At 64.9% G+C, this 19,838-nt stretch carries 16 protein-coding genes and 1 pseudogene; 6 read left to right on the top strand and 11 right to left on the bottom strand.

Going from position 1 to position 19,838, the window contains the following annotated elements:
- Nucleotides 1-44: 44 nt before the first annotated feature.
- Nucleotides 45-503, bottom strand: a complete 459-nt coding sequence (locus tag NH14_RS01695; RefSeq protein ID WP_035527862.1) for a universal stress protein — start codon at nucleotides 501-503, stop codon at nucleotides 45-47.
- 652 nt (nucleotides 504-1,155) lie between these two features.
- Between NH14_RS01695 and flhD the strand changes: the two genes are divergently transcribed.
- Together flhD and flhC are read left to right on the top strand one after the other, a co-directional pair.
- Nucleotides 1,156-1,476, top strand: coding sequence for a flagellar transcriptional regulator FlhD (gene flhD / locus NH14_RS01690; RefSeq protein WP_035527865.1), 321 nt, complete (start codon nucleotides 1,156-1,158; stop codon nucleotides 1,474-1,476).
- A gap of 9 nt (nucleotides 1,477-1,485) precedes the next feature.
- A complete protein-coding gene (gene flhC / locus NH14_RS01685; RefSeq protein ID WP_035528268.1) occupies nucleotides 1,486-2,088 on the top strand; it encodes a flagellar transcriptional regulator FlhC in 603 nt (200 codons plus the stop codon).
- 129 nt (nucleotides 2,089-2,217) lie between these two features.
- On the opposite strand, the gene NH14_RS01680 is transcribed toward flhC, so the two are convergent.
- From NH14_RS01680 to NH14_RS01660, 5 genes are all read right to left on the bottom strand, one after another.
- The gene (locus NH14_RS01680) at nucleotides 2,218-3,543 is read right to left on the bottom strand and encodes an Nramp family divalent metal transporter (protein ID WP_035527868.1); all 1,326 of its coding nucleotides are present in this window, start codon (nucleotides 3,541-3,543) and stop codon (nucleotides 2,218-2,220) included.
- A 138-nt stretch (nucleotides 3,544-3,681) separates the two neighbouring features.
- Nucleotides 3,682-5,253, bottom strand: coding sequence for an efflux transporter outer membrane subunit (locus tag NH14_RS01675; protein ID WP_035527871.1), 1,572 nt, complete (start codon nucleotides 5,251-5,253; stop codon nucleotides 3,682-3,684).
- Between the two features lie 54 nt (nucleotides 5,254-5,307).
- Nucleotides 5,308-8,502: an efflux RND transporter permease subunit gene (locus tag NH14_RS01670; protein ID WP_035527874.1), complete on the bottom strand. Its 3,195-nt coding sequence runs from the start codon at nucleotides 8,500-8,502 to the stop codon at nucleotides 5,308-5,310.
- Nucleotides 8,503-8,573: 71 nt separating this feature from the next.
- On the bottom strand, nucleotides 8,574-9,809 hold the full coding sequence (locus NH14_RS01665) for an efflux RND transporter periplasmic adaptor subunit (RefSeq protein WP_035527878.1): 1,236 nt from the start codon (nucleotides 9,807-9,809) through the stop codon (nucleotides 8,574-8,576).
- Between the two features lie 66 nt (nucleotides 9,810-9,875).
- Nucleotides 9,876-10,793 (bottom strand): alpha/beta hydrolase, encoded by a 918-nt coding sequence (locus NH14_RS01660; protein WP_084225537.1) that lies wholly within the window; start codon nucleotides 10,791-10,793, stop codon nucleotides 9,876-9,878.
- Nucleotides 10,794-10,991: 198 nt separating this feature from the next.
- Here NH14_RS01660 and NH14_RS01655 point away from each other — a divergent pair, with 198 nt between their 5' ends.
- The gene (locus NH14_RS01655) at nucleotides 10,992-11,996 is read left to right on the top strand and encodes a LysR family transcriptional regulator (protein ID WP_035527880.1); all 1,005 of its coding nucleotides are present in this window, start codon (nucleotides 10,992-10,994) and stop codon (nucleotides 11,994-11,996) included.
- 214 nt (nucleotides 11,997-12,210) lie between these two features.
- The gene (locus NH14_RS01650) at nucleotides 12,211-12,528 is read left to right on the top strand and encodes a DUF4148 domain-containing protein (RefSeq protein ID WP_035527883.1); all 318 of its coding nucleotides are present in this window, start codon (nucleotides 12,211-12,213) and stop codon (nucleotides 12,526-12,528) included.
- Nucleotides 12,529-12,727: 199 nt separating this feature from the next.
- Here NH14_RS01650 and NH14_RS01645 read toward each other — a convergent pair whose 3' ends face one another.
- Genes NH14_RS01645 through NH14_RS01630 form a run of 4 tightly spaced genes read right to left on the bottom strand, consistent with a single transcriptional unit; the run spans nucleotide 12,728 to nucleotide 16,554 of the window.
- A complete protein-coding gene (locus NH14_RS01645) occupies nucleotides 12,728-13,633 on the bottom strand; it encodes a cation diffusion facilitator family transporter (protein WP_035527886.1) in 906 nt (301 codons plus the stop codon).
- A complete protein-coding gene (selD, locus tag NH14_RS01640) occupies nucleotides 13,630-14,697 on the bottom strand; it encodes a selenide, water dikinase SelD (RefSeq protein ID WP_035527888.1) in 1,068 nt (355 codons plus the stop codon). The genes NH14_RS01645 and selD overlap by 4 nt, the downstream gene beginning before the upstream one ends.
- Before the next feature lie 43 nt (nucleotides 14,698-14,740).
- Nucleotides 14,741-15,523 carry an alpha/beta fold hydrolase gene (locus tag NH14_RS01635; protein ID WP_052148116.1) on the bottom strand — a complete coding sequence of 261 codons (783 nt, stop codon included), beginning with the start codon at nucleotides 15,521-15,523 and terminating at the stop codon, nucleotides 14,741-14,743.
- Entirely contained in the window at nucleotides 15,520-16,554 is a 1,035-nt protein-coding gene (locus NH14_RS01630) for a M14 family zinc carboxypeptidase (RefSeq protein WP_035527891.1), read from the bottom strand. Before NH14_RS01630 ends, NH14_RS01635 begins: the two co-directional genes overlap by 4 nt.
- Nucleotides 16,555-16,809: 255 nt before the next feature.
- Between NH14_RS01630 and NH14_RS01625 the strand changes: the two are divergent.
- Nucleotides 16,810-17,019: pseudogene (locus tag NH14_RS01625) on the top strand (PhnE/PtxC family ABC transporter permease); the annotation flags it as partial.
- A gap of 176 nt (nucleotides 17,020-17,195) precedes the next feature.
- The gene (locus NH14_RS01620) at nucleotides 17,196-18,032 is read left to right on the top strand and encodes an EamA family transporter (RefSeq protein WP_035527897.1); all 837 of its coding nucleotides are present in this window, start codon (nucleotides 17,196-17,198) and stop codon (nucleotides 18,030-18,032) included.
- A gap of 39 nt (nucleotides 18,033-18,071) precedes the next feature.
- Here the strand turns inward: NH14_RS01620 and pdxR are convergent, their stop codons facing one another.
- The gene (gene pdxR, locus NH14_RS01615) at nucleotides 18,072-19,802 is read right to left on the bottom strand and encodes a MocR-like pyridoxine biosynthesis transcription factor PdxR (RefSeq protein ID WP_035527903.1); all 1,731 of its coding nucleotides are present in this window, start codon (nucleotides 19,800-19,802) and stop codon (nucleotides 18,072-18,074) included.
- Nucleotides 19,803-19,838: the final 36 nt, after the last annotated feature.

Below are 19,838 nucleotides of genomic sequence, written 5' to 3'. Positions count from 1 at the left end.
GCCCGGCGTGCCTGCGCGCTCATAGGCGGGCGGTGCGCTCAGGCTCAGGAGGCCGCCGCTTCGGCGGCCTCCGGCGCCGTCACCACGAGCACGCTGCACGACACCCGGTCGAGCAACTTGCGATCGTCGCGGCCTTCCCACCAGCGCTTGAACGGGCCTCTGCGGTGATGGGCCAGCACGATCAGATCGGCGTTGAACGACGCGCTCGCGCGTGCAATCTCCTCTATCGCGCGGCCCACGGCAAAATGCCCCGTTGCCTCCAGCCCGAGTTCCTTCAGGCGCGCCACGCCGTCTTCGAGAATGTCCTTCGCGGCCGCCTCCGCGGCCTCAAAGGGCACCGCCGATGCAATGTCGGTGCCCCACTGCAGCGGCGACTGGTCGAGCACCGCGAGCAGATGTGTCTGCGCCTTGCATTCGAGCGCCAGATCCTTGCCTTCGCGCAGCGCGCGGCGCCCCTCCCGCGTGGCGTCGTAACACAACAGAATGCGGTTGAACGCGCCCATTTCGCCTCTCCCTCTCTCCCTGCTGCTCCCCCGAGCTTGCCTGTTACATTATCTATATCACGTCATGATACAAATTGACAGGAGTGCCCGCTTGCCTCCGCAGTTGACCTGGTTGTGTAACCAGACTGTGTTACAAAGTGCGCGGTTTGATCTCGTCTGTCACATTTAGATAAACCTCGTTACACATGGCCGATACACTTGTTACAAGTTGAATGTAAGATGAATCGGGGTTTGTAATGAGAATTTATTACCGATGCCACTCATCGCTTTCACTTTTATTACTTGAAAACAGCCCCAAAAAGCGTCCTTTTAAATGCGTTGCGCATTAATGGAGGCACTCCCAAAAAACCCTTCAGCTACGGTAACTTACGCGACACCCCTTGCCCAACAAGGGAAAGCGCGATGCCAATCAGATCCACTTCCGGCATGAAGAAAAAATTACCGAATTCATTTGTAACAACTCGGTTATTTTTTGTCGCAGGGATTGATTTCTGAGATCTGCCCTCATACAATTCGCTCCAACATGTTACGAGTTGTAACGTGTTGTATCAAAAGGTCAGGCGCACCACTCATGAGCGGGCCGACCAAGGGCCACAAAAGTTACAACGGCGCACAACGCCGGGGGGTTAATCGGGGCTTCGGAAAAGAGAAAATGGACCGCAGCAGCGAGACGCTGGATTCAATCCGCGAAATTAACTTGTCGTACCTGATGCTCGCGCAGCGCATGCTGCGCGAGGACAAGCCGGTCGGGATGTTCCGACTGGGCCTGTCGTCGGAACTGGCCGATCTGCTTTCCGGTCTGTCGCTCGCGCAGATCGTGAAGCTGGCCGCTTCCGACCAGCTCCTTTGTTCGTTCCGCTTCGACGACCATGCCATGCTGTCCGCGCTCACGCAGACAAGCCGGCATGCCGACGTGGCGGCCACGCACACGGCCATCCTGCTTGCAGGACAATCCGCTGTGCAGTTCGCCTGAGGGATGGCCATGTCGACGAATCGGCGCAGCCTCACCGAAGACGCGCAAGAAGTCTTTCGTGCCATTGCGCTGATCGAGCTGGGCGCGCGCATGCAAGTGCTGGAAAGCGAACTGTCGCTCTCGCGCGATCGCATGATCCGCCTGTATCGCGAGATCCGCGGCGTGTCGCCGCCCAAGGGCATGCTGCCGTTCTCGGCAGATTGGTACATGACGTGGCTGGCGAACATTCATGCATCGCTGTTCTACAACACGTACCTGTTTTTGAAAAATGAAGCGCGTTGCTCGCATCTCGACGCGCTCACCAAGGGGTTCCGGCTTTATCTGGAACACTGCAGCCATAGCGGGACCGAGCCGGTGCTCGATCTCACGCGCGCATGGACCCTGGTGCGGTTTTTTGATGCCGATATTCTGCAGATGACGCCTTGCTGCCGCTGTAGCGGCAAATTCGTCGCGCATCGCCACGACTTGCAGCACAACGTCGTGTGCGGCGCATGCCAGCCGCCTTCGCGCGCGGGCAAGACGAAAAAGGCCGCTGCAGCGCGACGGGGCGCAGAGCAGACCGACCGCGACCTTCCGGATCTGTCACCGGATGGCATTGCCGAGGCTGCATAAGCGTAGGAGACCAAAGATCCGGCGGGCGGAGCAGGCTCAAAACCGGACGCATCAAACTAGACGTGAAGCCGTCCGGCACTCGGAACGAGGACCGGACGGCGAAGCGCTTTCAGTGGTCCCACCGTCGCTTCAGTTCCCGCCAAACGTCTGCCCGACGAGCCACAAATTCGCCGCCGTGATCACGGCGAAGAGCAGCCACGCAATCACGCGCGTGGGCAGCCGGTTCGCGAACGCGCCCATCAGCGCGCGATCGTTCGTCATGCGAATCAGCGGCCACAGCGCGAACGGCAATTGCAGGCTCAACACTACCTGGCTTGCAACCAGCAGCTTGCCCACCGCGCCATTGCCGAGCAGCCACACCCCCACGAAAGCGGGAATCAGCGCAAGCACGCGCGTGATGAGACGCCGCTGATAGCAGGGGATCTTCATCTGCAGGAAACCTTCCATCACGACTTGCCCCGCCACCGTGCCGGTGAAGGTGGAGCTTTGCCCGGAGGCCAGCAGCGTCACGGCGAACAGCACCGACGCGACACCGCCGCCCACCACGGGCGCGAGCAGCTTGTAGGCATCTTCGATCTCCGTGACCTGGTTGTGGCCGGTCGCATGAAAAGCCGCCGCCGCGAGAATCAGAATGGCGGCGTTGATCAGCAGCGCGAGCGCCAGCGAGACAATGGTGTCGAGCCGCGACAGCCCGATGGCCTGCGCGAGGCTCGCATGGTCGCGCTTCACGGCGCGCGTCTGCACGATCGACGAATGCAGGTAGAGGTTATGCGGCATGACGGTCGCGCCGAGAATGCCGATGGCGAGATACAGCGGCTCCTGCGACGAGATGGCCTGCCACGAGGGCACCGCGCCCGCGAACACGGCGGGCCAGTGCGGCTTCACGAGCGCCAGCTCGATCACGTAGCCGAGGCCGATGGTTGCGATGAGGCCGGCCATGATCGCTTCGAGCGTGCGGAAATTCTTGCCCTTGAGGCCGAGCACGATCACGGTGTCGAACGCGGTGAGCACCACGCCCCATAGCAGCGAGCAGCCCAGCAGCAGATGAAACGCGAGCGCGCCGCCCAGCACCTCGGCAAGGTCGCACGCGATGATCGAGACTTCGGCAAGCGCCCACTGCCCGAGCGCAACCGGTCGCGAGTAGCGCGTGCGCGAGAGTTCGGCCAGATCGCGGCCAGTAACGATGCCAAGGCGCATCGCGAGGCATTGCAGCGCCATGGCCGCGATGCTCGACAGCACCACGACGAACAGCAACTGGTAACCGTAGCGCGAACCGGCCTCGATATCGGTCGCCCAGTTGCCGGGGTCCATATAGCCAATCGACACCAGCAAGCCGGGTCCGGCGAATTGCCAGAACTTCTTCCAGAACGGCGCGCGCGGCGAGACCTCCACGCTGCCCCGCACTTCGGACGGACAAAACGGCGCCGTCGCCGTGGTCGGTAGTTTGAACTCCAAAGGAACGTTCCTCGAGAAGGTGGCTGTCGCGCGCGCGGTTTCTCGAAGTGTACTGCTTCGGCTCAGGTCGTTCCTGCGAGTGCGCGCGAGCCGCGAGGCGGCTACGCGCGCACGTCGTCATGGCGTCTGCATCATCGGTCAGCGCGAAGCGAGCGGCGCGGCAGTCGCCGAACTTGCGACGGGCGCAGCCGCAGCCGGCGCTGAATCAGGCTTCGCGTCCCCCCACCCGCCGCCAAGCGCGCGGATCAGGTTGACGGTGGCCACCGCCTGCGAGCCTTGCAAATGGCTCGCCTGCAACTGCGAAACCAGCACCGAGCGCTCGCTGTCGATCACGTTCAGATAGCTCACCTCGCCTTCTTCGTACTGCGTGCGCGAGAGATGCGCCGCGCGTTGCGAGGCGTTCACCGCGTCGTCCTGCGCGCTGATCTGGTCGCCGAGCAGGCGCAGGTCGGAGAGATTGTCCTCGACCTCGCGGAACGCCACGAGCACCTGCTGGCGATACTGCGCGACATCCTCGTCGTACTTCGCGCGCGACTGCGCAAGATTGGCCTTGCGCCGGCCGCCGTCGAACAGCGGCAATGTGAGCGCCGTGCCCGCGAGCGGCCCGAGCAGGAACGCGCGGCTCGACCACATGAAGAGATCGCCGAGCGTCGCCGATTCATAACCAAACGCACCGGTGATATCGAGCTTCGGGAAGAACGCCGCCTTCGCGAGGCCCACGCGCGCGTTCGCTGCCGCCATTGCGCGCTCGGCGGCGGCGATGTCGGGGCGGCGTTCGAGCAGCGTTGAAGGCAGGCCGGCAGGCACCTGCACGACCACCGGCGCAAGCGGCGTCTCGGGGAACGTGAAGTCGGCCGGCGCCTTGCCCAGCAGGATCGCGAGGCTATGCTCCGAGGCCGCGCGCAGGCGCGCCACGCCCACCGCGTCCGCGCGCGCGCTCGCGAGTTCGTTGCGCGCCTGCGAAACATCGAGCTCGCTGATGTCGCCTTCCTTGAAGCGGCGCTCTACGAGCTTGAGCGCGTCCTCGCGCAGCGCGACCGTGCGCCGGTAGAGATCGGCGTCGGAATCGAACTGGCGCAACTGGAAGTAGTTCTGCGCGACATCGGCCTGCAACGCGAGCTGCACCGAGCGGAACAGCGCCTCGCTCTGCTGCGCATCGGCCTGGGTCGCGTGCACGTTCGAGCTCACGCGGCCGAACAGATCGACCTCGTAGCTCGCCGTCGCCTGCGCGCGCCACAGCGTTTGCGCGGGCACGTTGGCGTTCTGCGGCAGATACAGCGAGGCCGGCGAGGCACGTTCACGCGTCGGTCCGAAGCCCGCGTCGATGGACGGGAACCACGACGCGCGCGCCGCCTGCGTCACCGCGCGCGCTTGCTCCACGCGCGCGGCGGCAGCCTTGAGGTCCTGGTTCGCGGCTTGCGCCTGCTCTTCGAGCTGATCGAGCGTGGGATCGCCGAACGCCTTCCACCACTCGCCGCGATGTGCGTCGTCGGCGGGTTGAGCGGGCGTCCACGTGCCTACGTCGTGCGGGTTCACCGGCTGATTTTGCGCCGGTCCCTGCGTTTGCAGCGGCGCTTCCTTGTACGCGTTCGGCACGCCCGCGTCGGGCACCTTGTATGTAGGCTCGACCGAGCACGCAGCCAGCCACGCAAAAAGCGCCACGCCGGCGGCCAGCCGCGTCACGCGCCAGAATCTGCCCGTATCTTCCATGCCGCGATGTTGCGCGGGTGAATCTGAATAGTTAGTCATCTTGATCATCCCTGCTTAAGCATCCACCGTGGACCGGGAAGCACGCGCTTTGTCCGCATTGTCCTTTTGCGCGACGTGGATCTTGCCGCCCGCGATCGTGCGCAGCACGACATAGAACACCGGCGTCAGCAACAGGCCGAAGGCCGTCACGCCGAGCATGCCGAAGAACACAGCCACGCCCATCGCATGACGCATCTCCGAGCCCGCCCCCGACGACAGCACGAGTGGCACCACACCCATGATGAACGCGATGGATGTCATCAGAATCGGGCGCAGGCGCAGCCGGCTTGCCTCGATGGCGGCCGAAAGGGGCGTGTGTCCGTCGTGTTCGAGTTCGCGTGCGAACTCCACGATCAGAATTGCGTTCTTCGACGCCAGGCCAACCAACACCATCAGGCCAATCTGCGTGAAGATGTTGTTGTCGCCCTGGGTAAGCCACACGCCGGTCAGCGCGCATAGCACGCTCATCGGCACGATCAGGATCACCGCGAGCGGCAGCGTCAGGCTCTCGTAGAGCGCGGCCAGCACCAGGAACACCAGCAGCACGCTGATCGGGAACACCCAGATGCCCGAGTTGCCCGCAAGAATCTGCTGATACGTGAGGTCTGTCCATTCGAACTTTACGCCGCGCGGCAGCACCTCGGCCGCGATGCGCTCGGCCGCCGCCTGCGCCTGCCCCGACGAGTAGCCCGGCGCGGGACCGCCGTTGATGTCGGCAGCCGTGTAGCCGTTGTAGCGCACCACCATCTCGGGACCGTACGTGGGCGTAACCGTCACGAGCGACGAGAGCGGCACCATATCGCCGGCGGCGTTGCGCGTCTTCAGTTGCAGAATGTCATCGGCCTTCTGGCGGAACGGCGCATCGGCCTGCACGCGCACCTGGTACACGCGACCGAACCGGTTGAAGTCGTTCACGTAGAGCGAACCCAGATAGATCTGCATGGTCTCGAACACATCCGTAACCGGCACGCCCAACTGCTTGGCCTTGGTGCGGTCGAGATCGACATTTAGCTGCGGCACGTTGATTTGATAGCTCGAGAACGTCGGGCCCAGCTCGGGTGTCTTCGCCGCGCGCTTCACGAAGTCCTCGGTCGCGCGGTTGAGCGCCTCATAACCGAGCGCGCCGCGGTCTTCCAGTTGCATCTTGAAGCCGCCCAGCGTGCCGAGACCGAGCACCGGCGGCGGCGGAAACACGGCGATGAACGAGTCCTTGATCGCGCCATATTGCTGGTTGAGCGCGCCCGCGATCGCGCCCGCCGCGAGCGCCTTGCTCTTGCGCTCCTTGAACGGCTTGAGCGTGACGAACACAATGCCCGCGCTCGAACTATTGGTGAAGCCATTCACCGAAAGACCCGGAAACGCCACCGCGCTTTCCACGCCCGGCTGCTTGAGCGCGATCGCACTCATGTCGCGAATCACGCTTTCCGTGCGGTCGAGCGAAGCGCCATTGGGCAATTGCGCGAACGCGATCAGATACTCCTTGTCCTGCGCGGGCACGAAGCCGCCCGGCACGATGCGCGCCATCAGCACCGTCGCGCCAATCAGCACCGCATAGACCGCGAGCATCGCGCCCTTGTGGTGCAGCACGCCGTTCACGCCGCGCCCATAGTCCTCCGAGCCGCGATGAAACACCTTGTTGAAGCGCCGGAAAAAGCCGCCCAGCAGCGTATTCATCACGCGCGTGAGCCAATCCTCCTTCTCGCCGTGGCCGCGCAGCAAAAGCGCGGAGAGCGCCGGCGAGAGCGTGAGCGAGTTGAACGCGGAGATCACCGTCGAAATGGCGATGGTCATCGCGAACTGCTTGTAGAACTGGCCCGTGAGACCGCTCATGAACGCGAGCGGGACGAACACGGCCACGAGCGTAAGCGCGATCGCGATGATCGGCCCGCTCACTTCCTGCATGGCCTTGTAAGTGGCGTCGCGCGCGGAAAGCCCGCTCGCGATGTTGCGCTCGACGTTCTCCACCACCACGATCGCGTCGTCCACCACGATACCGATCGCGAGCACCATCCCGAACAGCGACAACGCATTGATCGAGAAACCAAATGCCAGCAGCAGCGAGAACGTCCCCACGATCGACACCGGCACGGCGATGAGCGGAATGATCGAAGCGCGCCAGGTTTGCAGGAACACGATCACCACGACCACCACGAGCGCGATGGCTTCGAGCAGCGTATGCACGACCGCTTCGATACTGGAGCGCACGAACTGCGTGGGGTCGTAGACGATGCGGTAGTCCACGCCGGCGGGCATGTCCTCCTTGAGCTCTTTCATCGCCTCGCGCACCTGGTCGGAAATCGCGAGCGAATTCGCGCCCGGCGCCTGGTTGATGGCGAGCGCAACGGCCGGCTTGTTATCGAGCAGCGAGCGCAGGCCATACTCGGACGCCGCGAGCTCGATGCGCGAGATGTCACGCAGATAAGTTACGCCGCCATCGGGATTGGTCTTGACGATGATGTTGCCGAATTCGCCTTCCGTGCGCAGACGTCCGCGCGCATTCACGTTCAGTTGCAGCGGCGTGCCCGGCACGCTCGGCGACGCGCCGATCACGCCCGCCGCGACCTGCACATTCTGCTCGCGAATCGCATTCACCACGTCTTCCGCCGTGAGGTTGCGCTGCGCCACCTTCTGCGGATCGAGCCAGATGCGCATGGCGTAATCGCCCGAGCCCCAAAGCTGCACCTGGCCCACGCCGCGAATGTTCGAGAGCCGGTCCTTCACGTTGAGCAGCGCGTAGTTGCGCAGGTACGTCATGTCGTACTGATTGTTCGGCGAGATCAGGTGCACCACCATCGTGAGCGTGGGCGAGCTCTTGATGGTGGTGATGCCGAGGCGCTGCACGTCCTCGGGCAGACGCGGCAGCGCCTGGTTCACGCGGTTCTGCACGAGCTGCGTGGCCTTGTCGGGGTCGGTGCCCAGCCGGAACGTGACCGTGAGCGTGAGATTGCCGTCGCTATTGGCCTGCGACTGCATGTACAGCATGTTCTCGACGCCGTTGATCTGCTCTTCGAGCGGCGCGGCCACGGCTTCGGCAATCACCTTGGGGTTCGCGCCCGGATACTGCGCATGGACGACCACCGAAGGCGGCACGACTTCGGGATACTCGGAGATCGGCAACTGGAACAGGGCGATCACCCCGGCCAGCAGGACCAGCACGGACAGCACGCCCGCGAAGATCGGCCGGTCGATGAAGAATTTCGATATGTTCATGGGTCGCTCTAAATTTCGGATGACTAACTTGATGCGAGGATCGCGCTCGCGCAGAGGGCGAGCGCCGCGCCTCAGGAAGCCTTGGCCGTCTTTGCAGCGGAATTGTCGGGCGAAGGCGAAGGCACGGCGGCATTGGCCACGCCCGCGTCCGCGTCGCCGCTCATCGGCACCTCGTGCGAACGCACGGCCTCGCCCGGCCGCACGCGTTGCGTGCCGTTCACGATCACGCGCTCGCCCGCCTGCAGGCCGCCCACGATCACGCGCAAATTGCCCTGCTGCCCGCCGGTGCGCACGGTGCGATACGCGACCTTGCCCCCGCCATCCACAACGTAGACGAACTTCTTGTCCTGGTCCGTGCCGATGGCCGCTTCGTCGACCAACAACGCCGCGTGAGGCGCGCTGCCGCTTACCTTGATGCGCGCATAGAGGCCCGGCACGAGCGCCCCGTCGGCGTTGTCGAAGCGCGCGCGCACGCGGATCGTGCCCGACGACGTGTCGAGCCGGTTGTCCACCGACTCGATCGTGCCGCTGCGCGAATAACCGGCTTCGTTCGCGAGCCCCAGTTCGACGGGGACTTTCGAACCGTCCTTCATGCGGCTGATGTAGTCGAGGTAGGTCTGCTCATCGGCATCGAATTCGGCGTAGATGGGCGACACCGAAACCAGCGTCGTCAGCGGCGGCGCGCTCGCGCCTGCCGACACCACGTTGCCCACCGTGATCTCGGCGCGCGAGACGCGGCCCGACACCGGCGCGACGATGCGCGTATAGCCGAGGTTGATTTGCGCGGCTTCGAGCGCCGCTTGCGCCGCCTTCAAATTCGCATTCGCCTCGCGCGCGGCGTTCTGCTTTTCATCGTAGTCGCGCTTCGCGATGGCGTTGTCGCCAATCAGTCGCTGCGCGCGCTGCCAGTCGCTCTGCGCGTAGCCGGTGCGCGCCTGCGCGGCGGCCAGTTGCGCCGCGGCCTGGTCGACAGCGGCCTGGTACGGGCGCGGATCGATCACGAACAGCGTGTCGCCTTTGTTCACCAGCGCACCGTCACGGAAATTCACCGAGACGATCGTGCCTGAAACCTGCGGGCGCACCTCGACTTTCTCGACTGCGGCCATGCGGCCCGAGTAGCTCTGCCAGTCGGTGACGTCGCGCTTGAGTACGGCGGCAACATCCACTTCGGGCGCGGGCGGTGCTTCGGCGGCAACGGCCGGGTGCGAATCGAGACGCATGGCGACGAGCGAGCCGAGCCCCCCCACAACGAGAACAGCGGCCACCACGAGTGCAATGCGCGTACGTGAATGCGAGTTGAGAGACATAGCGAGCTCCAGCGAAATGATTGATTGTTTTTCGATAAATACTTTCTGCGCGATGCCGCGGCAGCGCTAACAGGCCACGCCGGCTTCGAAACAACAGCGGAAGAAGCGCACCGCTTCGGCAAGCGCTTCGGGATGCGCACCGATCTGTGCATGCGAAACGCTCGGATAACGCACTACATGCGTGCGCACGCCGGCTTCGATCAAGCGCGTGGCGTACTTCTCCGCTTCGATATGCAGTACATCGTTTTGCGCCGTGACGATGAACGTGGGCGGCAAACCCGCCAGGCGCGAAGACTCCAGCGGCGCCGCATAGGGATGCATGCGCTGCGAGGCTTCGGGCAAATAAGCGCGATAGCAGGCCGCGCATTCGCTTGCCGAAATATCCGAAGCAAGCCGCGCTTCGTCGCCGAGGCGCGTGAGGCTCGGGTCGAGCATCGGCGCAAACAGCGCCTGCGCGGCGAGGCGCACATCGCCGCGATCGCGCGCCATGAACGCGAGCACATTGGCGATCTGCCCACCCGCGTCGTGCCCCGCCGCAACGATGCGCTTCGCATTGCCGCCGAATGCGCGCGCCCTTGCACGCACCCATTGCGCGGCGAGATACGCGTCTTCGGGCGCGGCCGGAAACGGAAACCGGGGCGCGAGCGAATAGTCCACCGAGACTACGAGCGCAGGTAAGCGCTCTGCGAAAAAACGCGCGGCGACATCGGCGTCGTCGAGCGAGCCGCGCACGAAGCCGCCGCCATGGAAATACAGCAATACCGGCAAATTGCTCGCGCCGCGCGGGCGGTATATGCGCAGCACGATGTCCTGCGCATGACCGGGGATCGTCGCTTCGCTCACGTCGACAGGCTTGGGCCCGCGCGCCTTGCCCGACGCGGCCGCAGCCGCCGGCGCTGCAACGAGGCGCACCGGCGCGGGTTCATCGACACTCGCGGAGAGGTCAGCGGAAATCCACGGCGTCGAACGTTTGAAGGCATCCATGTCGAAACAGCGCAATGCGCGAGATTAGATTCGAATGGTCCGGATTGTGGCTTCGGCAGAACTGCAAATAAATGCCTATAATCCGTCAACACAATTCGGCGCACCTGAACAATCTATTTCCTTTTATTCGCGCGACCGGCCCGGCATAAGCGGGTGCGGGTCCGCGCGGTGGGCGTCGATGTCTTTCGGAGAGTGGCAATGGACCGCCTTCAGGCCATGCAGGTGTTCACCCGCGTCGTCGATACCAACAGCTTTACGCGCGCAGCCGAGACGCTCGACTTGCCGCGCGCCTCGGTCACGACGATCATCCAGAATCTCGAAGCCTTTCTCGGCGTGCGCCTCATGCACCGCACCACGCGCCGCCTTTCACTCACGCCCGACGGCGCTGCGTATTACGAGCGCTGCGTGCGCATTCTTTCCGATGTGGAAGAGACCGAGCAGACCTTCCAGGACCGCAACCGCAAGCCGCACGGCAAGCTGCGCATCGACATGCCGGGCTCGATCGGACGCCTCATCGTGATTCCCGCGCTATGCGAGTTTCATGGGCGCTACCCCGACATCGACCTGCAACTGGGCCTGACCGACCGCCCCGTCGACCTGCTTCAGGAAGGCGTGGATTGCGTCGTGCGCGTAGGCGCGCTGCAGGATTCGTCGCTGGTCGCGCGCCGCATCGGCCTGTTCGAAGGCGTGTCTTGCGCGGCGCCTTCGTATCTCGAGCGCCACGGCACGCCGCAAACGCTCGAAGATCTCGCCGAGCATCGCGCCGTGAATTATTTTTCGCAGCGCACGGGGCGCACGATCGACTGGGCGTTTCTCGTCGACGGTAAGGAAGTGGAGTTCAAGCTCAAGAGCATGGTTTCGGTGAACGACGCCGACGCCTATGTGACCTGCGGCGTCGAGGGCTTCGGCCTGATCCAGGGGCCGCGCTACATGGTGCTGCCGCACCTGAAATCCGGTGCGCTCGTCGAAGTCCTGCCCGACTTCAAGCCGCTGCCCATGCCGATTTCCGCCGTGTACCCGCATAGCCGGCATCTGTCGCCGAAAGTGCGCGTATTCGTCGACTGGATCGCTGAAGTGTTCGACCGCTGCCCGCTCCTTTCCGGCCGCGCCTCGCTCGACAAGACCTGCACGATGCGCACGCTGGAAGAGCGCGAGCAGGCGCCCGCACTCGAAACGCCGGTGATTTCGGAGTGGGCCGCATAGGCTGGGCCGCATAGGCTGGACGGCCTGGCTGCCGTTTAGCGGGAAAAACGCCCCGCGCGTTTTTCCCGCTACTCCCGATTGTTCTGGTTTCCCGACAATTCCTTTCGCTTCAGGGCCATTTATCGCGCGAACCCGTGCACCTACATTTGCACCTGTCGCCACGCCTGGCTGCTAATTGCGGTGAGCCGAGGCGCCTCTAAAACAGGAGCAGATCATGAAACGCACTCTCGCAACCGCACTTGGCGCCTCTCTCGTCATCACGCTCGCCGCGAGCGCATCGGCTTTCGCCGATGCGGATGCGCCGCAAGCCGCGCAAATCGCCCCCGTCGTGCAAGCCGACAACAAAGCCCCCAAGACCCGCGCGGAGGTCAAAGCGGAACTCGCCGAGGCTTATCGCAGCGGCACGCTGCCAGCGCTCAACAAGACGAGCTATCCGGACCAGGGCCTGATTGGCCGCACCCAGGCGCAACGCATCGCTTTGCAGGAAAGCCGCGCCAACTGGGCCACGCACATGGCCCGCGCTGGCGAGTGATCGCTGTTTTTCGATTCGATAAGGATGCCTGATCATGGATAATTCAAATCCTTCCGAACTGGACGACTGGGACAAAACCACGCCGGTGTGGACGCCATTTCGGCACCAGGCGCCAGGCACGAAGGCCGTGCCAATCCGGTAACGGTAAAAGGCTGGGCGATCGAAAAGACCGCCCGGCTTTTTAAAGCACAACGAGCAGTTAGCGCTTTACAAAATCCGGTTCGAAAAACACCCAGCGCACCACCGGAAATTTCGCCTGCAAATCGGCTTCGATCACGTTGATCGCCTCGACCATCGTGCGGCTGTGGTCGTAATCGATCATCTCGGCCTGCACGGCCACGACCACCTCCTTGCCCCATTGCAGCGTAATGAGACTGATGATGTCGCGAATCTCGGGCCGCGCGCGCAAGTACGCCTCAATATCGCGGCGCATTTCCGGACTCGCCGATTCGCCCACGATCATCGACTTCACTTCGCGCGCAATGAACCACGAAATCAGCATGAGCAGCACGCCCACGCCGATCGACCCGCACGCGTCCCATACCGGATTGCCGGTGACGACCGTGAGCAGCACCGCCGCGAACGCAATGGCGAGACCCACCAGCGCGGCAATGTCCTCGCCGGCCACCACGAGCAGATCGGAGTCGCGCGTTTCGCGCGCCCAGCGCCACAGCGACTTCGTGGGCGAGCCCTTGCGGATTTCGCGCAGCGCGCCGTAAAGCGAGAACGATTCGAGCACCACGGAAATGCCCAGCACCGCGAGCGCCACATACGCGTACTGGAGCGACTCGCGCGCGATCAGCCGGTGAACGCCTTCGTACACCGAGAATGCGCCGCCCACGAAGAACAGCAGCAGCGCCACGAGCAGCGAATAGAAGTTGATCGCGCGGCCCGCGCCCATCGGATGCAGCGGCGTAGGCGGCTCGCGCGACTGGCGCAGGCCGAACAACAGCAGCAGTTGATTGCCGCAATCGGCGGTCGAGTGAATCGCCTCGGCGAACATCGAACCCGAACCCGTAAACGCAGCCGCTGCGTACTTGCAGACAGCGATGCCGGCGTTCGCCGCGAGGGCGTAGAAAATGGCTTTTGGCGACTCTCCACTCATACGACTTCCACGCGCGCGGGCCCGTCCGTCAATTCGCCGATCACGCGCACATCCGCGAAGCCGTCTGCGTGGAAAAGCGCAAGCACGGCATCCACTTGCTCCGGCGCGCAAGCCACGAGCAGGCCGCCCGAGGTCTGCGGATCGGTGAGCAGCGTGCGCGCGCTTTCCGGCAACTGGGCCGCGAGCGTCACGTCCTCGCCATACGAGGCCCAGTTGCGGCCCGAGGCCCCCGTGAACACGCCTTGCGCAACGAACGCTTCCACGCCCGGCAGCCACGGCAGATCGGCGTAACGCACGCGCGCCGTGAGGTTCGCGCCACGCGCGATTTCGAGCGTGTGGCCAAGCAGGCCGAAGCCGGTCACGTCGGTCATCGCGTGCACGCCTTCAAGTTCCGCGAGCGCCGCGCCCGGCTTGTTGAGCATCGTGGCGGCGGCCACCATCGCCTGGTAGCCGGCATCGTCGAGCAGGTCCTTCTTGAGCGCGGCGGACAGCACGCCCACGCCCAGCGGCTTGCCTAGCAGCAGCACGTCGCCCGCGCGCGCCGAGGCGTTGCGCTTCACGCGCTCGGGATGCACGATGCCGAGCGCGGCGAGCCCGTAAATCGGCTCGACCGAATCGATCGAATGGCCGCCCGCCACCGGTATGCCGGCCGCCGCGCACACGTCCTCGCCGCCGCGCAGCACCTGGGCGATCACCTCGTGCGGCAGCACGTTGATGGGCATGCCCACCAGCGCGAGCGCGAGAATCGGCTTGCCGCCCATGGCGTAGACGTCCGAGAGCGCGTTGGTGGCGGCGATGCGGCCGAAATCGTAGGGGTCGTCGACGATCGGCATGAAGAAGTCGGTGGTCGCGACAATGGCCTGCTCGTCGTTGAGCTTGTAGACGGCGGCATCGTCGGCCGTTTCGGTGCCGACCAGCAGGTTCGGAAACGCGGCCGTGAGCGGCGTGCTGCGCGCGAGCAGCGCGGAGAGCACGCCCGGCGCGATCTTGCAGCCGCAGCCGCCGCCGTGCGAGAGGCTCGTGAGGCGCGGCGCGGCGCGGTCGTTGTCGTTCGTGTGCGTCATATGCGGAAGTGTTCCAGGGAAGGCCGGAAAAACGGTCCGCATATTATGGGGCAAACCCCGCGGGCGCGATGGCGCGCTGCGGCCCGGCCTCGCATACCGCGTCCACGAGCCATTGCGGGTCGTCGTGCGGCAGATCGTGGCCCGCCCACGGATGCTCGCGATGCGCCGCGCTCCAGGCCTGCGCGAGCCGCGCCGAGCACGCGGGATTCACGAGGCGATCCTCGCGCGAGGACAGCACGAGCACGGCGCAGGGCGGCACCTCGCGCACCGCATAGCGCGCCGCCGCCTGCAACTGGCGCAGCGCGTTGGCGCGGCTCACCGGAGCGCTCGCGCGGATCGCGCACCAGGCGTCGAGATCGGCGGCGAGCGTGTCGCGGCGCGCGCAGGTGCGCGCGTGGATCATCGCTTCGGCCACATGATCGTTTGTGATGCGGCGCCAGTGCCACGCCGCGCGCAGCAGCGCGGGCCACGCAGCGGGGCGCAGCCGCTCGTAAAAGCGGCTATAGGGCCGCATGCTCGTGTTGACGAGCACGAGTTGCTCGATCTCATCGGGAAAGCGCAGCGCCCACGCCGACGCCACCATGCCGCCCAGCGACATCGCGAGCACCCGATGCGGCGGCCGCGCGCCGTGCCGCTGCGCTTCTGCGCGCACGGCGTCCACATAGGCATCGACATTGATAGGCGAGCGCAACTGCGCGAGCATGCCGTTGCCGGGCAAATCGATCGGCAGCACCGCGCCGCAACGCGCTTCGAGCATGGGCGCGAACGCACCCCAATGTCGAGACTCTCGCGTGAGGCCGCGCAGCAGAATCCAGCGCGCAGTCATGAGCCCGGCTTCCGGTACCAATGCCCGATCGCGCTTTGCAGCACCTGCTGGCGCGCCACGCCCTGAGGCAGCCAGCGCGACGACGAAAACGCGGCGCGCGTGAGGAATTCGAACAGGTTCGCGTGACGCCGCAATACGCGCGCGGTGCGATGCTGCATGACCGGATTGAACATGCCCTGACGAGAAAAAAGCTGGCGCGGATTCTTTTTGATCCACAGCCACGAGCCCAATTCGAGCGTGAGCGGCAGAAAAATGCTGGCCGAGGGCGCGCGGTCGTATGCGCAATCCCAGAGATCGCCGTGCAGCAGATACTGGTGGCTCTGCGGCTCGAACGTATAGCCGTGATGCGGATGCGCGCGCTCGAACATCGTCTTGAGCACGTACATCTCGGGCAAGTGGCGCATGAGCTGGCGCGTGCGCGCGTACGGAAACCAGATGCTGTCGCTCCAGCCATAGCCCGAGTGGCAATCGAGCGCGAACGCGAGCGGCCGATGCGCGAGCTCCTCGTCGACGACCTTCAGCAGCGCCGCCGCTTCCGGTTCCATGCGGGCGCCGCGCTGGCCGCGATACCACGGCAGCCACGAGCCCACGCGCTGGCCACCCGCGAGAAAGGGCACGTGCTCGTCGGCATCCTGCGGCGCGTTGCGCATGAGGTCGACGCCATTCGGATTCGCGCGCGTGGCGAGCCACATGCCGCCCGGGTTGACGATGGGCATGATCACGAGCCGCACCGATTCGAGCTGCTGCATCAGCAGTTCATCCCACGCGAGCCGCCCGATGAGCGCGCGCATGTAATCGAGCACGAGTTGTGAGCCAATGCGCTCGAGCCCGTGAATGCCGCCGAAAAAGCCGATCGCGGGCGCATTCGGTTCACGCGAGCCCACCGCGGCCACGTACAGCGAGAACGAGCGGCCGCGCACTTCGACCTCGCCCGCGCTGCGAATGTCGAACCAGTTGGCGCCCGCATCGAGAAGCGTTTTCAGGTCCTCGTATTCCGCGAAGCTGTCGGGAAGGAAGCTTAGTCCGGGCATCTCTGTCCAATGGATTTGCCATGAAAAAACCGGGGCCAGCAAACACGTCTGCCCACAATATAGCCCGTTAGCCGTGCGTTGCGCGTGACTCGTGAGGTGCGTCACACAGATGTCACGCGCGCTCGCGCTGTCATGTGACCGACATGTTTTCGCGCCCGCTCGAACTCTTCGCCGACTCGCAAAACATGGGCATCTTCGCGCGCGGCTTCTTCCCGCCCGACTTCACCGAATGGCGCACCTATGTGCACGAAATGTGGGATCTCATACGCGCTCTACCGATTCGAATCGAACGTGCGCTCGGCGATGGTGGTGGGCATGGTGGGCGCGGGCGGCATCGGCGTCGTGCTCTACGAGGAAATCCGCTCGTTCGACTATGCGCAGACGAGCGCGGTGCTGATCATGGTGATCGCCGTGGTCACGGTGATCGACCTCATCTCGGCGAAGCTGCGCGCGCATGTGATCTGACGCTGCCTCGCCAAACGTATCGCGCGAAGCGCGATCTGCAGGGCATCCGCCGTGCAGATCGCGCTTTTTCTTTTGGGCGGCGATGCCGGCCGTTCTGGCGCTGCGGCACGTTCGCTGGAATAATCGGCTGCTTGTGGCCGCAACCGCTCCTTCCCCCCATTCTTTGCGCTCGTTCGATGGCAAGCTTCGTGGTCCTGCTGGTTCTGCTTTCGGCGCTCATGCACGCAAGCTGGAACGCCTTCCTCCACCTTTCGGGCGACCGCGTCTGGCTGCTCGGCATGTTCTCGGTGCCTTACGTGCTGGTGAGCGCCGTCGGCGTATGCGTGCTGCCGCTGCCCGATTCCGCGAGCTGGCCGTATATCGTGGCCTCGGCGCTGCTCGAATTCGCCTACTGCTTCGCGCTGATCCGCGCCTACCGCAGCGGCGACTTCGGGCAGATCTACCCGATCGCGCGCGGCCTCTCGCCGTTGCTCGTATTCGTGGGCGCGCTGGTGTTCGCGCATGAGGAACTGCACGCGCTCGCCGCCACGGGCGTGCTGCTCGTCTCGCTCGGCATCATGTCGCTCGCGTTCCGGCGCGGCATGCGCTTTTCGGGCGAAAGCGTGCCCTGGGCGCTGGCGACGGGCTTCTTCATCGCCACCTATTCGATCGTCGACGGCCTCGGCGCGCGCCTCGCCGGCAATCCGCTCAGCTACATCATGTGGGTCTATCTGCTCTGGAACGTCCCGCAGTTCATCGTCGTGTGCAAACTGCGTGGCGGCGCGGCGCAGATGTTCGTCTCGAAGGGCAGTGCCATGCGCGGCATGCTTGCGGGCGTGCTCGCGCTCAGCGCGTATTGCCTCGTGATCGAGGCGTTCCGCTATCTGCCGATCGCGATGGTGTCCGCGCTGCGCGAGATGTCGTCGATCTTTGCGGTGCTGATCGGGTGGCTGTTCATGCGCGAAAAGCTTACTGCACGCCGCGTGGTGGCTTGCGTGCTGGTGACGTGCGGGGCGGTGTTGATTCGCATGTAACGGACGCGAGTGAGGCATCGAGCCGATGCCTCGGGCGCTTCACCCCAACACCGGCAAACTCGCATCAATCGCTTCCGCAAGCGTATCGAACGCCGGCGCGATCTCCTCGTCGGGCACGCACGCATAGCCGATCAGCAACCCCGACGCCGCACGCTCGCGCGCCGAGTAATAACCCGAAAGCGGCCGCACGACGATATTGCGCGCAAGCGCAGCCTCGGCCACGGCGCGGTCATCGCTGCCCTCGGGCAACTGCATGACCACATGCAGGCCCGCGTCGCCACCCATCGCGGGCAACGCGTCGCCGTAACGGCGCGAGACCGCATCGAGCAGCACCTGGCGGCGCTGCCCATACAGCGCGCGCATCTTGCGGATATGCGAGGTGAAATGCCCTTCGGCGATGAACTCCGCCAGCACCGCCTGCTGCAAGAGTTGTCCCTCGCGATAAAGCTCGGCGCTCGCGGTCGCGAAGCTTTCAGCGAGCGGCTCCGGCGCGACGAGATAGCCGACGCGCAGCCCCGGGAACAGCGTCTTGCCGAAGCTGCCCACGTAGATCACCTGCCCCGCTGTGTCGAGCCCCTGCAGCGACGCGAGCGGCCGGCTGCCATAGCGGAATTCGCTGTCGTAATCGTCCTCGATGATCCAGCACTGGTGCTGGCGCGCGTACTCCAGCAGCATGCGGCGGCGCGCGAGGCTCATCACCATGCCGAGCGGGTACTGGTGCGAGGGCGTGACGAGAATGAGCTTCGGCGGCGCGGCGGCAAAGTCGTCGGGCGACGGATTGATGCCCTCGGCGTCCACAGCGATCGGGCGCGGCTTGAGGCCCGAAACCTGCATCACGCTGCGCACGCCCCAGTAGCACGGGTCTTCGGTCCAGATCGTGTCGCCGGGGTCGGAGAGCAGACGCACCGCCAGGTCCACCGACTGGTGAATGCCCGTCGTGATGATGATCTGCTCGGGCGAGCAGCGCACCGAACGCGACGTGCGCAGATAGTCGGCCAGCACATGGCGCAACAGCGCGAGGCCGCCGCCCGGCGCGTAAGTGAGCAGATCGGGGCGCAGACTGCGCCAGTACTTGTTGTGCAGGCGCGTCCAGATGCGTGCCGGGAAGCGCGACACATCGGGCACGCCCGGCATGAACGCGCCGCCCTGGCGCTTCGAGACGCCCGCGCCCGCGATCAGGCGCGCGCCGCGCGTGGAGAGCGCGCGGGCCGCCGTGCGTTGCGCCTGGGTGGCAGCCGGCGCTGGTCCGGCCGACGCGAACGCCGATGCCGAAACATCGGCGCGACGATCCTGCGCGGCGGCCATCGGCTCGATCGATGCAGCCGCCGCGGCTGGCGCCCCATCCAGTCCCGCTGACGCCTGCCCCGAAAGGCTGTTAGTTGCGACAGATCCGGAATCTCCTACCCTGCGCGCCGCCCCAAAATAAGGCGCGGATCCTGATCCAGCGACATTTTTCCATGTTTGCAGGGAGCCAATTTCCACCGCGCCAACGATCTCATCTGGCGAGGTATCGGCAACAAAGGTGCCACGCCCCGTCGCCGAAGTCACATAGCCTTCGAGCACGAGTTGCTCGTAAACCTGCGTGACGGTATTGCGCGCAATGCCCAATTCGGCCGCCAGCAGCCGCGACGACGGCACCCGCGCGCCCGCCGGCAGTTCGCGCGAGAGGATCGCCTGCTGCAGCAGCCGGTGCAGCTGCCGGTAGACCGGCTGACCGCTGCCACGCTCGAGCCGCTGGGCCAGCCAGTCGGACAGGACACTCGCTCGCATGAAATTGGCTCCTAAGTATTTATCCGAATGGCTCTG

Origin of the sequence: Paraburkholderia sacchari (genome assembly GCF_000785435.2) — a bacterium.
In the GTDB taxonomy this organism is placed as follows: Bacteria; Pseudomonadota; Gammaproteobacteria; order Burkholderiales; family Burkholderiaceae; genus Paraburkholderia; species Paraburkholderia sacchari.
This window is presented reverse-complemented; position numbering and strand designations above follow the sequence as displayed.

Coding starts and splice junctions, on each gene's coding strand:
- NH14_RS01635 (WP_052148116.1), bottom strand. CDS start 15,523: ATGACTGCGCGCTGGATTCTGCTGCGCGGCCTCACGCGAGAGTCTCGA.
- NH14_RS01645 (WP_035527886.1), bottom strand. CDS start 13,633: ATGAGTGGAGAGTCGCCAAAAGCCATTTTCTACGCCCTCGCGGCGAAC.
- NH14_RS01660 (WP_084225537.1), bottom strand. CDS start 10,793: ATGGATGCCTTCAAACGTTCGACGCCGTGGATTTCCGCTGACCTCTCC.
- NH14_RS01665 (WP_035527878.1), bottom strand. CDS start 9,809: ATGTCTCTCAACTCGCATTCACGTACGCGCATTGCACTCGTGGTGGCC.
- pdxR (WP_035527903.1), bottom strand. CDS start 19,802: ATGCGAGCGAGTGTCCTGTCCGACTGGCTGGCCCAGCGGCTCGAGCGT.
- NH14_RS01695 (WP_035527862.1), bottom strand. CDS start 503: ATGGGCGCGTTCAACCGCATTCTGTTGTGTTACGACGCCACGCGGGAG.
- selD (WP_035527888.1), bottom strand. CDS start 14,697: ATGACGCACACGAACGACAACGACCGCGCCGCGCCGCGCCTCACGAGC.
- NH14_RS01655 (WP_035527880.1), top strand. CDS start 10,992: ATGGACCGCCTTCAGGCCATGCAGGTGTTCACCCGCGTCGTCGATACC.
- NH14_RS01675 (WP_035527871.1), bottom strand. CDS start 5,253: ATGGAAGATACGGGCAGATTCTGGCGCGTGACGCGGCTGGCCGCCGGC.
- flhD (WP_035527865.1), top strand. CDS start 1,156: ATGGACCGCAGCAGCGAGACGCTGGATTCAATCCGCGAAATTAACTTG.
- NH14_RS01620 (WP_035527897.1), top strand. CDS start 17,196: ATGGCAAGCTTCGTGGTCCTGCTGGTTCTGCTTTCGGCGCTCATGCAC.
- flhC (WP_035528268.1), top strand. CDS start 1,486: ATGTCGACGAATCGGCGCAGCCTCACCGAAGACGCGCAAGAAGTCTTT.
- NH14_RS01670 (WP_035527874.1), bottom strand. CDS start 8,502: ATGAACATATCGAAATTCTTCATCGACCGGCCGATCTTCGCGGGCGTG.
- NH14_RS01630 (WP_035527891.1), bottom strand. CDS start 16,554: ATGCCCGGACTAAGCTTCCTTCCCGACAGCTTCGCGGAATACGAGGAC.
- NH14_RS01650 (WP_035527883.1), top strand. CDS start 12,211: ATGAAACGCACTCTCGCAACCGCACTTGGCGCCTCTCTCGTCATCACG.